The 11,715-nt window shown below is 68.3% G+C and carries 11 protein-coding genes; 5 read left to right on the plus strand and 6 right to left on the minus strand.

Annotated features, from left to right (window positions below; genetic code table 11):
- Positions 1-38: 38 nt before the first annotated feature.
- On the minus strand, positions 39-1,952 hold the full coding sequence (locus tag F618_RS0109845) for an ABC-F family ATP-binding cassette domain-containing protein (protein WP_018938290.1): 1,914 nt from the start codon (positions 1,950-1,952) through the stop codon (positions 39-41).
- 265 nt (positions 1,953-2,217) lie between these two features.
- Between F618_RS0109845 and F618_RS0109850 the strand changes: the two genes are divergently transcribed.
- A complete protein-coding gene (locus F618_RS0109850) occupies positions 2,218-3,141 on the plus strand; it encodes a GGDEF domain-containing protein (RefSeq protein ID WP_019568457.1) in 924 nt (307 codons plus the stop codon).
- A 46-nt stretch (positions 3,142-3,187) separates the two neighbouring features.
- Here F618_RS0109850 and F618_RS0109855 read toward each other — a convergent pair whose 3' ends face one another.
- Both F618_RS0109855 and F618_RS0109860 read right to left on the minus strand, forming a co-directional pair.
- On the minus strand, positions 3,188-4,126 hold the full coding sequence (locus tag F618_RS0109855; protein ID WP_018169200.1) for a hydrogen peroxide-inducible genes activator: 939 nt from the start codon (positions 4,124-4,126) through the stop codon (positions 3,188-3,190).
- Positions 4,123-4,479 (minus strand): DUF3301 domain-containing protein, encoded by a 357-nt coding sequence (locus tag F618_RS0109860; RefSeq protein ID WP_026289493.1) that lies wholly within the window; start codon positions 4,477-4,479, stop codon positions 4,123-4,125. Before F618_RS0109860 ends, F618_RS0109855 begins: the two co-directional genes overlap by 4 nt.
- Before the next feature lie 96 nt (positions 4,480-4,575).
- Between F618_RS0109860 and F618_RS0109865 the strand changes: the two genes are divergently transcribed.
- From F618_RS0109865 to F618_RS0109880, 4 genes are all read left to right on the plus strand, one after another.
- Positions 4,576-5,406, plus strand: coding sequence for an inositol monophosphatase family protein (locus tag F618_RS0109865; protein WP_019568458.1), 831 nt, complete (start codon positions 4,576-4,578; stop codon positions 5,404-5,406).
- Positions 5,403-6,806 (plus strand): adenylate/guanylate cyclase domain-containing protein, encoded by a 1,404-nt coding sequence (locus tag F618_RS0109870; RefSeq protein WP_019568459.1) that lies wholly within the window; start codon positions 5,403-5,405, stop codon positions 6,804-6,806. The genes F618_RS0109865 and F618_RS0109870 overlap by 4 nt, the downstream gene beginning before the upstream one ends.
- Positions 6,803-7,924, plus strand: coding sequence for a tetratricopeptide repeat protein (locus F618_RS0109875; RefSeq protein ID WP_019568460.1), 1,122 nt, complete (start codon positions 6,803-6,805; stop codon positions 7,922-7,924). Before F618_RS0109870 ends, F618_RS0109875 begins: the two co-directional genes overlap by 4 nt.
- An 84-nt stretch (positions 7,925-8,008) precedes the next feature.
- On the plus strand, positions 8,009-9,223 hold the full coding sequence (locus F618_RS0109880) for a TraB/GumN family protein (RefSeq protein ID WP_018938296.1): 1,215 nt from the start codon (positions 8,009-8,011) through the stop codon (positions 9,221-9,223).
- Between the two features lie 340 nt (positions 9,224-9,563).
- On the opposite strand, the gene F618_RS0109885 is transcribed toward F618_RS0109880, so the two are convergent.
- From F618_RS0109885 to F618_RS0109895, 3 genes are read right to left on the minus strand one after another with little or no spacing between them, the layout of a single operon-like run.
- Entirely contained in the window at positions 9,564-10,562 is a 999-nt protein-coding gene (locus F618_RS0109885) for a zinc-binding dehydrogenase (protein ID WP_018938297.1), read from the minus strand.
- A gap of 59 nt (positions 10,563-10,621) precedes the next feature.
- Positions 10,622-11,113 (minus strand): Slp family lipoprotein, encoded by a 492-nt coding sequence (locus F618_RS0109890; protein ID WP_026331211.1) that lies wholly within the window; start codon positions 11,111-11,113, stop codon positions 10,622-10,624.
- A 2-nt stretch (positions 11,114-11,115) separates the two neighbouring features.
- A complete protein-coding gene (locus tag F618_RS0109895; protein ID WP_051080752.1) occupies positions 11,116-11,700 on the minus strand; it encodes a Slp family lipoprotein in 585 nt (194 codons plus the stop codon).
- Positions 11,701-11,715: the final 15 nt, after the last annotated feature.

Raw genomic sequence — 11,715 nt, forward strand, 5'->3', positions numbered from 1 at the left:
CAATACCCGAGTTCAAGGGTTGGTCTTTGAAGAGGGCCTCACTCCGCAGTCTCACCCCGGGCGGATTCCAGCGCCTCCAGCGCCTCCATCCACTCGGCCTCCGCCGTCTCCAGCCGACTGCGCAAATCGCCCTGTTCGCGGGTCAATTGGGCCAGACGATCCGCCGCCTCATCGGCGTACAGCGCCGGATCGGCCAGCTCGGTCTCCAGCGCATCCAGTCGTTCCTGAACACGGACACATTCCTGCTCGGCTCGGTCCGCACTCTTTTTCAGTGGCTTGAGCGCGGCACGCGCCTGCGCCGCCTGCTGCCGCCGTTCCTTCTGTGACAGTGCCGGACCACTCGGGGACGTCGTGGCGGGCGTTCCAGGGTCTTTCGCGGCGACACTTTCCCGCTCGCGGGCCTTCAGCTCGCGGGCGTAGTCATCCAGGTCCCCCTCGAAGTCGCTCAGGTGGCCGCCTTCCACCTTCCAGAAACGGTCGCAGACGCGAGCCAGCAGTTCACGGTCATGCGCCACCACCACCAGGCCACCGGCATAGTTCTCCAGCGCCTCGGCCAGCGCCTCGCGCATGTCCAGATCCAGGTGGTTGGTGGGTTCATCCAGCAGCAGTAACGAGGGCGCCTGCCAGATCAGCAGCGCCAGTACCAGGCGCACCCGCTCCCCGCCGGAACACTGACCCACCGGAGCGTCCGCTTTCTCGCCGGGAAAACCCATGCCACCGAGAAAGTTGCGCAGGCGCTGCTCCTCGGCACGCGGGTCCTGACGTTGCAGGTGCACCAGGGGCGAGGCCTTCAGGTCCAGCTGCTCGCTCTGGTGCTGGGCAAAATAGCCGACCTTCAGGTTCGGCTCCACGCGGCGCTCGCCCGCGGTCGGGGCCAGCTCGCCGGCCAGCAGCGTCAAGAGTGTCGATTTTCCGGCACCGTTCGGGCCCAGTACGCCGATCCGGTCCTCGGGGCGCAGACGTAAAGTCGTCGGATGCAGGCGGACGCGATCCCCGGATCGGACCTCGGCATGATCCAGCGCCAGCAGGGGGTCGGGCAGACGCTCCGGGGTCGGGATCTCGAGATGAATCGGCCGGGCCGCGCGGATCACCGCAACCTCGTCGAGTTTTTCCAGACGCTTCAGTCGGCTCTGGGCCTGGCGGGCCTTGCTCGCCTTCGCACGGAAGCGACGGACAAAGTCCTCCAGGTGGGCGCGCTCGGCCGCCACCTTTGCGGCCGACGCCTCGCTCTGGGCCATGGCCTCGGCGCGCTTGGCCTCGGCGTGGGTGTAGCTGCCGGCGTACAGCGCGATACCACCGCGCTCGATGTGCGCGATATGGGTGCAGACCGAATCAAGAAACCGACGGTCATGCGCAATCACGATCACCGTCCCCGGATAACGCGCCAGCCAGTCCTCCAGCCACAGGATGGTCTCGACATCCAGGTGGTTGGTGGGCTCGTCCAGCAACAAGAGATCCGAGCGCGTCATCAGCGTGCGCGCCAGGCCCAGGCGCATGCGCCAGCCGCCGGAGAAATCACTCATGGGCCGATCCGCATCCGCCGCAGCGAATCCGAGGCCTGCCAGCAGTCGGCGCGCACGGGCATCGGCCGTCCAGCCGTCAATCGCCTCCAGCGCGCCAAACAGGCGGGCCTGCTCGGCGCCATCGGACACCTGCTCCAGGCGCTGCTGCAGGTCGCGCAGTTCGGTATCCCCATCCAGCACGTAGTCCACGGCCGAGCGCTCGCTCCCGGGAACCTCCTGTGGAAGGTGCGCCACCACCCATTCCGCGGGCTGGTCGATTTCGCCGGCATCCAGGCTCAATTCGCCCTGCAAAGCCGCCAGCAGGCTGGATTTTCCGGACCCGTTGGCGCCGGTCAGGCCGACGCGCCAGCCCGCATGCACGGTGAGGCTGGCGTGCTGCAGCAGGATCTGGCGGCCGCGACGCAGCTCGATATCTTGTATTCGAATCATGCGGCGCAGTGTAGGGCAAGCGCGCGCCCGGCTCATGTAGACCGGCCGTTCCTCGGGAAACGCCGCCCCGGCGCAGGGTGTCAGAATCCTGCCACCCCTTGCCGCCTGCGGCGGTGAGGACCTGCCGGGGGCGGCGAAAAATCGCCGATTTTCCGTCAAGGGCTCCGTTATCCGTGACACAAGTCTCTGTTTTCACTAAATATACGATAAGTGGCATGGATCTGGCTTTACTCTCGATCCAACGATCGATGCAAGCGAGACGGCCATGAACCGCGATGGGAACGCCCACAACCTGCGACTGGTATCCGCCAAGGGCAAGACGACTGGCGATGCCGGGACGCCCTTTGATGCCCTTGCCTTCGTGCAGGCCCTGTCCTCCAGCCTCGAGCTCGGGACCGTCCTCGCCCGCCTGCAGGAACACCTGCACGCCCAGGTCCATCACAGCGGCTGGTTCTTCATCCTGCAGGAGAGTGACGAGACCTGGTCCGGCGGCGACGAGGATCGCCATCGCATCGAGTACGGCATGAGCTTCAACAACGAGACCATGGGTTCGCTGATCCTGATGCGCGGACGCCGCTTCAGCGACGACGAACAGCAGTTGCTCGAAGCTTTGCTGGGGCTGGCCGCCCCGGCACTGGCCAACGCCCTGCGTTTCCAGCGCCTGAACGAAAGTCTGGAGACCGATGAACTGACCGGTCTCGGCAACCGCCGCGCCTTCGAGAAACAGGGCGCCCAGTGGCTGGCCGACTGCCGCCGCCAGGATCGCCCGATGTCGGTGCTGGCGATCGATCTCGATCACTTCAAGCAGATCAACGATGAATACGGCCACAGCGTGGGCGACGACATCCTGCGCCTGGTGGCGCAGACCCTGCGCAGCACCACCCGCGAATCCGACCTGTGTGTGCGCATGGGCGGCGAGGAGTTCCTGGCGGTGCTGCCCGGCGCGGATCTCAGCCGCGCCATGGAATGCGGCGAGCGCATCCGCCTGGCTATTGCCGCCCTGCGCGCCTGCGCCAAGGCCACCGACAAGTCCGCGCTGGAGAGCGACGGCGCGGTCAAGGTGACCGCGAGCGTTGGTGTGGCCGGCGTCGGGCGCGGCGCCACCCTGCAGTCCGCCTACCAGGCGGCGGACGAGGCCCTGTATGCGGCCAAGCAGGCCGGGCGCAACCGCGTCCTTGCCGGCAACTGAGCCGCGGCAGCCCATCCCGCGCGAATCCGCATTACCTTGAAGCCGCCTACCCCGCGCCGGGCTGGATAAAATCGACACAGGTCAGCGGGGTCGAGAGCACCGCGCGCCGCAGCGCCTCGATGGCCTCCGGACGCGGGAAGCTGGTGCGCCATGCCAGGGCCACACGGCGGCTGGGCGCCGGATCCTGAAACCGCCGCACGGCCAGCAGTCGCTGGGCATAACGATCCGCCCCCACCGCCGTGCACGGGAGGATCGTTACCCCCATCCCCGAGGCCACCATGTGGCGGATTGTCTCCAGCGACGACCCCTCCAGATTGCGCGGCGTACTGCCATCCGCAGTCACCGTACGCTGACAGTCCGGGCAGCGCTCCAGCACCTGGTCGCGAAAACAGTGTCCGGCGCCCAGCATCAGCAGGGTCGCATCGGCCATGTCTTCCAGGCGCAGGGGTTCCTTGTCCTTCAGCGGGTGCGCCGCCGGCAGCACGGCCATGAACGGTTCGTCGTACAAGGGAAGCGTGACCACGCCCGGCTCCTCGAACGGCAACGAAATGAGGATCGCGTCGAGCTCACCCTGCTTGAGCCGCTCGCGCAACCGCCCGGTGTAGTTCTCATCGATCACCAGCGGCATGTTCGGCGCGCGCTCGTGCAGCGCGGGGATCAGCTCCGGCAGCAGGTACGGACCAATGGTGTAGATCGCACCCAGGCGCAGCGGGCCGGAGAGTTGATCCTGACTCTGTACGGCAACCGAGCGCAGCTGTTCGACCTCGGCCAGCACGCGCCGCGCCTGCGCGATAATCTGCTCACCTGCCGGCGTCACGTTGACCTCGCCGCGGCCGCGCTCGAACAGGGTCACGCCCAGTTCTTCCTCGAACTTGCGCACCGCCACCGACAGCGATGGCTGACTGACATGGCTGGCCGCGGCCGCCCGCCCAAAGTGGCGGGCATCGGCGACGGCGACCACATACCGCAGCTCGCTCAGGGTCACCGGGGCGCCCCTCCGCTGTTGTCATCGCTGTCCAGCCCCTGAAACTCGCGGCCGCCGTCCGGCCAGTCCAGGGTCACGCGCTTCAACTGTCGGCCTTCCAGCGAGATCTCGCCGGGATGTCGCCCCGCCCCATCGGCGGAAAACTCGAAGCGGTAGCGGCGTTGCAGGGCCAGGCCGCGGTCGCCCCAGACCAGGCGCTGGCCGGTACGCACGACGGTGGCATCGAGCAACTGCACCCCTGCCCGCTCGCAGGCCTGCCGCCCCACCCGACGGGCACGCTCGTTGGCACGCCAGGTGTCATTAACGTAAAACCCTATCAAGGCAATGGATATGATTATGATCAAGCCGGTCATGGACCGGTATGATAAGCGCAATCGAACCCGAGTTTTTCCGGGCATGCCCGGCCGTCTCCGGTTCGTTTACCTTGCCACCAGCGTTTCCGGGTCTGCATGACTACCACTGCCATCCCCTTCTCCGATCTCGCGCAGGGCCTGCGCGAGATCGGGCAGCAAGAACTGCTGCCCCGCTTCGAGGCCGATATCGCCGTTGATTACAAGGCAGACGGCAGCGTAATCACCGAGGCCGACCACGCGGTGGATGCGCGTGTACGCACCCTGCTGGGCGCATACGGACAGGACACGCCGGTACTGAGCGAGGAACAGGCACGCGGCGAACAGGCACGCGTACTGGAGACCGCCCCCGCCTTCTGGCTGGTGGACCCGCTGGACGGCACCTCCAATTTCGCCGGTGGCATGCCCTTCTTCGCCATCTCCATCGCCCGCATCGAGGGTGACCGGGTCACCCATGGCGCGACCTACGATCCGGTACGCGAAGAACTCTTTACCGCCACCGAAGACAGCGCGCTGGAGCTCAACGGGGTCACCCCGCCGGCGACCACTCGCCCTCCCGTCACGGAGCTGGGCCGCGCCATCGCCCTGGTGGACTACAAGCGCCTGGATACCCCCCTGGCGGGTGAACTGGCCTGCAACGCGCCGTTTCGCTCGCAACGCAACCTCGGCGCCTGCGCCCTGGAGTGGGCCTGGCTGGCCGCCGGGCGCGCCGATCTGTACCTGCACGGTGGCCAGGCCCCATGGGACAGCGCGGCCGGTGGGCTGATGCTCGCCCGCGCCGGCGGTGCCATGTGCAACCTCGCGGGCGAGCCCGTATTCGGCCGATCGCTGACCAAGCGCTCCGCAGTGGCGGCGCGCTCCGACACCCTGCTCGCCGACTGGCGGGCGTGGCTGGCCCCTTGGCTTGCCGCCCCGGAGTCCCCCTCATGATCCGCCGCCGCAAGTCCGGCGGCGGCGCACGCCTGGGCGTCGGCAGCGCCGACTTCACCCCACGCTACCTGCCGATCGCATGGAAGATCGTCGCGGCGATCGCCGGGCTGACACTGGCCGGGATCGTGACCCTGTCGGCTGTGGTGCTGAACCAGGTCAGCAACGTGCTGGACAACCAGATTCGCGCCCAGGCCGAGAGCACCGTGGCGCCGGTCGCGCGGACCTCGGCGGAACTGATGCTGGCCGAGGACTACCTGACCCTGGAGACCCTGTTGAACTCACTGGTGGAGGAGGGGCGCGTCGAGTCCATCGCCGCCTACGCGATCGACCGCGGTCAGGTTGCCCGCGCCGGGACACCCCCGGAGCAATCCCTCACCGACGGGGTGTGGCCGCTGGCACCGACGATGGAGCCCTACCGACGCAACGTGCGCTTTCAGGACGTACAGGTGGGCTACATTGAGGCCTACATCGACACCTCGCCAATGCAGGAGCTAATCCGCAACACCCTGAACGCCGGGATCGCCACGGCCGTCGGGGTGTTTCTGCTGAGCCTGATCCTGGCAATCGACATCAGCAAGCGCCTGGTGCGCCCACTGGAACGCCTGGCCGAGAGCATGCGTTCACGCGCCCGCCCCATGGATGACCAGGGCAACACGCTGCCGATGGTGCGCCAGGACGAGATCGCCCAGCTGACCGACGCCTTCAACGATATGGCGCGCGACCTGCTGCGCAAGGACCAGGTCGAGGCCGCCCTGCGCCGCTACGTGTCGGACGCCATCGCCCAGGACATCCTGGAGAATCTGGACCGGGTGGAGCTGGGCGGACGCGCGCTGGAGGGATCGGTACTGTTTGCCGACATCCAGGGCTACACCGCGCTTTCGGAGCGCTGCAGCCCGGAGGCCCTGGGCCGCATGCTCAACGAATTCTTCGGCCCGATGTCGGAATGCATTGCCCGTCACGGCGGCACGGTGGACAAGTACATGGGCGACTGTACCATGGCGGTCTTCGGCCTCGGGGCGGACGCCGGAAACCATCGCCTGACCGCTGTGCAGACCGGCCTGGCCCTGCTGGACACCGTCGCCTCGATCAACGCCGAGCGTGAACGCCGCGGCGATACCCGGGTGGAGTTCCGTATCGGCCTGAATGCCGGCGAGATGCTGGCCGGCAACATGGGGGCCGAAGACCGCATGCAGTTCACCGTGGTCGGCGACACCGTCAACCTCGCAGCCCGCCTGGTCACGGTCGCGCCCCCCGGCGGGCTGGTCACGACTGCCGCATTCATGGAGCACGAGCAGGTGAAGGGACAGTTCCGCACCGAAGACTGGGGCACCCACGAGCTGCACGGGGTCAGCGAAGCCGTGCCCACCACCCGGGTACTGAACGCTACGGATCGCACATGACTGCAGCCCGCGGCCTGTTCCCGCTCGCGAGCATCCTGCTGGCCCTTCTGCTGGTCCAGGGCTGCGCCGCTCTGGACCCCTTCGCCCCGCCCGAGCAGCGCATCGAACGCGCCCTGGAGACGGGTAACTACCAGCATGCCCTCGAGCTGATCGACGAGCACGACCCGGAACCGCGAGCCCGATGGGCCGAGCGCCGGGCAGCCATCGAGGAAGAGGCCGCGACCGCCGCGGCCGAGGCGATGCACGAGGCGCGCGCCGCCTCGGCCGAAGGCGCGGTCGCTCAGGCCCTGGAGATCCTCGAGACGGCCGAGGCACAACTGCCGCCGGACAGCGAACGTCGGGAATTCATCAGCCAACTGGAACGCCAGCGACAGGTTGGATTACAGACTCTGCAGCAACGCCACGACATCCTCGAGGCGCGCGCCCTGGTCCAGCGGCTGCGCCTGCTCGAGGTGATGCGTCCGTTGGTGCGCCACAGCGAACGACTGCCGGACGATCCCGACCGCCTTGCCAATCGTCGCGAGCCCCTGGCGCGGGCGCTGGATGGCTACGCCGCCGACACCGATGGCGAGGAACGCCTGGAGCTACTGCACCTGGCCCAGGGCCTGGCCTCCAACTCCGAACGCGCAGAACGCATCGCGCGCCTGGAGCGGGAACTGCGCCAGGCCGAAGCCCCCGAGATCGAGGAAGAGGTCCCGCGTTCCACCATCAATGCACGCCTGCGTCAGGCCCTGGAGGCGGGCGAATTGGCCACGGCAGCGCGCTGGTGTCGCAACGAGATCACCCCCGACACCGACGCCTCCGGCCCGGACCAGGCCGCCCAGCGAGCCCATCGCGCGCTGTGCGAGGAATGGCGCGAGCGCCGAGACGCGCGCGCCGAGACGCTGCTGGAGGAGGGCCGCAGCCATTACTCCGCCGGTGACATCGAAGAGGCCCTGAGACACTGGGAAGAGGGGCTCGAACTGGCGCCCGACCATGCCGGACTCCTCTCGGCCCACGAGCGTGCGCTGCGCGTGGTCGAACGCCTGGAGAGCCTTCGCGTGCCGGAACCGCTCCCCGAAGCGGAGGCAGACAGCCCGCCCGACGACGTGCCACAGGCCGAGCCCGATGCCCCGTAGCGCGCGATCCGGCGGCCGGCGCTGCGGGCCGCGCGCATTCGCCGTAGAATACGGCCCGCCCACCGGAGCAAGAGCCCGCCACGCATGAATCCCGCCGTCCAGGAACTGATCGCCGACGAACCCCACCGCGTCCTGCAACTGGGCGACACTGAAGTCGTGGTGCTGGGCACCGCGCACGTGTCGCGCGCCAGCGCCGACAAGGTCCGCGCCCTGATCGACACGGGGGCCTTTGACAGCGTGGCGGTCGAGCTGTGCGAAAGCCGTCAGCGCGCGATGCTGGACCCCGACGCAGTCGGGCGCATGGATCTGTTCAGCGTGATGCGCAAGGGCCAGGCCCCGATGATCGCCGCCAGCCTGGCGCTCGGGGCCTACCAGCAACGCCTGGCCGACCAGTACGGCATCGAACCCGGCGCCGAGATGCGCGCGGCCATGGACGGCGCCCTGGACAATGGCCTCCCCCTGGCCCTGATCGACCGGGATATCGGTCTAACCCTGCGCCGCACCTACCGCGCAGTGCGCTGGTGGGAACGCATGGGGCTGATCGGCGGACTGTTCAGCTCCGTACTCTCGCGCGAGAAGATCGACGAATCCGAGATCGAGCGCCTGAAGGAAGGCGACATGCTGGAGTCCACCTTCAGCGAGTTCGCCGAGCAGTCCGAGGACCTCTACCGCACCCTGATCGAAGAGCGCGACCACTACATGGCCGCCCACCTGCGCCGCCTCGCGGCCAACCCGGAGACGCGCTGCATCCTGGCGGTGGTGGGGGCTGGCCACCTGCCCGGGATTGCCGAACAGGCCGAGGATCACCTGACCCCGCCGGACGCGATCCTCGACGCCCTGGACCAGGCCCCGCCCAAGGCGCGCTGGCCCAAGGTCGTCCCGTGGGTGGTGATCGGGATCATCCTCGCCGGCTTTGCCATCGGGTTCTCGCGCAACCCGGATATCGGCCTGCAGATGGTGACCGACTGGGTGCTGATCAATGGCGGCCTGGCGGCCCTCGGCGCGATCATCGCCCTGGCCCATCCGCTAACCGTACTCACCGCGGCCCTGGCAGCCCCGCTGACCTCGCTGAACCCCACCATCGGGGTCGGCTTTGTCGCGGCCGCGGCCGAGCTGTTCCTGCGCAAGCCGCGGGTCTCCGACTTTGCCAGTCTGCGTCAGGACACCACCACGCCACGCGGCTGGTGGCGCAACCGCGTCTCGCGCGTGTTGCTGGTTTTCCTGCTGACCACCCTGGGCTCGGCCGCCGGCACCTACATCGGCGGCGCACGCATCTTCAGCCACCTCGTCGGCAGCTAATCTCCTCCCCCGCGCGCTTCAGGAGTCCACCCCGAAGCGCGCGAAGGGCGATTTCACCACAGAGGGCACGGAGAGGGGTGCGTTTTGGCAGCACGACGTGGTCGAAGCCGTGGCCCTCGCAATGCTGGAAGTGCTGAGGCCGCAGTGCCCGTCGTCATCGCAAGCCGCGAAGCGGCGTGGCGATCTGCGCGGACTGGCGCGGCGTTTGGGTAGTACCTCGATCGCTAAACAACGCCCCGACGGATCCGCCACCTCGCCTTTCTTCGTGGCCTCCGTGGTGACTCGCCCTGGACCTTGCCCTTCTGCGTGTCTTCGGGCGCTTCGTGGTTGCAAGACCCGCTTATTCGGGGATGCGCAGCACGAGCTTGCCGCGGCGGCCGCCGGCTTCGATGCGCCGGTGGGCCTCGGCGGCCTCGGCCAGCGGGAGGGTATCCTCGACGTTGACCTGCAAGCGACCGCTGGCCAGCCGGGCCAGACCCTCGGCCACCAGGGTGGCCTGGTGCTTCAGACGGCGGCGATCATTCTCCAGCATCGGGGTCAGCATCAGCTCCAGGCTGATGCTCGGGTTGCGCAGCCGCGCCGGGTTCCAGTCGGTATCCGCCGGGGGGGCCAGAAGGGTCACCAGATCCCCGCCATAGGCCACCTGCGTCAGTCCCTCGCGGAAGACCTCGCCACCAACGGTGTCCAGCACGATGTCGAAGCCACGCCCATCGGTGTACTGCATGATCGCGTCCGCGGCATCCGGCTTGCGCAGGTCGACGACATCGCCCCCAAGTGCGGTGACAATCGTGCCCGCCTCGTCGCGCCGCACCAGGCCCAGTACCCGGCCGCCGGCAGCGCGTGCGATCTGTACGGCCATCTGCCCGACCCCGCCGGCCGCCGCGTGAACCAGCACGCTCTGGCCGCGCTGCAGGTCGGCCCGCTCGAACAGGGCCTCCCAGGCGGTCAGCCAGGTAAGCGGCAGGGCGGCGGCCTGGGCATCGGATACCGCCGCCGGCACCGGGACCACCGCGGCCTCGGGCACCACGACCTGTTCAGCGTAGGTCCCCGGATCGGCCCCGACCCCACCAAAACAGAAGGCAACCCGCTGCCCCGGCCGCGCGTGATGCACGGCGCTGCCACATTCCTCGATGATGCCCACCCCATCGCAGCCCGGCGTGTTGCGCGGCGCACCGGGGACGATCATGCCCCCGGCGCGCACCTTCGTATCCACCGGATTGACACCGGCCGCCAGCATCCGGATGCGGACCTGGTCGGGGGCCGTGAGCGCCGGCTCCGCTACTTCGTCCAGACGCAGGGCCTCGGCGGCTCCGGGTTCGTCGAACACGACTGCTCGCATGAATACTCCTCGTTGCATGGGGATTCGTGGAAACGCGCGCCGGCCGCCCCGAGTGCGGCCTACAGGCCGATCCCGATGCCTATGCCAAAGCGCACACCACCGGAAGATCGTGCCGGCTCGGGCTCCGGCCACAGGTGCATCGAGTGGGCCTCCAGCACCGGGAAGACGTAGTCCAGCTCGCCGATCCGGCCGTCCTCGACCCCGGTCACCGTGCCGACACCGGTAACCCGGCGCCCGGCACGATAGTCCACCGGGTCGGCGAAGCCCTCCACACGCAGGCGGAAACGCCCGATGGTGGACTGCCGCGTCTGTGGCTCCTGACGACTGAGCGGGTACCCGACCACCTCGATGAAGGTCGCCTCGGCGCGATTGTCCACGCGCGCGATCACCCCGCCCCATACCTGCTCGTCGGGCGGCAGGCTATCGCCGGTGACTGCACGCGGTTCGACCTGTACGGCCGGGTCATCCGGGGCCTCCAGCGGGCCGGAGGCGCAGGCGGCCAGGAACACGGGCAGCAGCAATGCCAGAAAAGGACGCAGGAATCGGGTCATGCTCACCAGTACCAGGGATGCGGGTGATAACGCCCATAGAGGCCGTAGCGCGGGCCCCAGGGGCTATAGAACGGGTCATAAAACGGGCCGTAGAACGGATCGCGATAGCCGCGCTCCGTCGGTGGCGGGCGCCGCGACCACAGGTAGACCGCATCCGCCTGCAGCGTAACGAAGGTATAGGCGTAGTCACCGATGCGGCCCTCCTCGATCCCGTGGATGACACCCCGCACGGTCACCTCGCGGCCTTCCTTGTAGATCTGCGGGTCGAGGAAACCGCTGCTGACCACGCGGAAGCGCCCGGGTGAGCGATCCGCCTCCTGTGGTCGCCCCTGGCGATCAAGTTCGCGGGCCACCACCTCCAGCCGGGTACCGCCCGAGGTGTTCTCGATGTCCGCAATCACTCCGCCCCAGACCACGGTCTCACCCTTCACGGCCTCGGGATCCGCCAGCACCTGATCGCGATCGGGGGCGGCAACAGGCAACGGGGAAAGGGCCGCCGGAACCCCGGCACAACCCGTCACCAGGAGCAGCAGCCCCGTCAGGACCAGCGAGCGCAATCGTACAAGTGGCAATGCCCGACTCTGCATAGCCGATGGGACTCG

The organism is Thioalkalivibrio sp. ALMg13-2 (genome assembly GCF_000381185.1).
In the GTDB taxonomy this organism is placed as follows: Bacteria; Pseudomonadota; Gammaproteobacteria; order Ectothiorhodospirales; family Ectothiorhodospiraceae; genus Thioalkalivibrio; species Thioalkalivibrio versutus.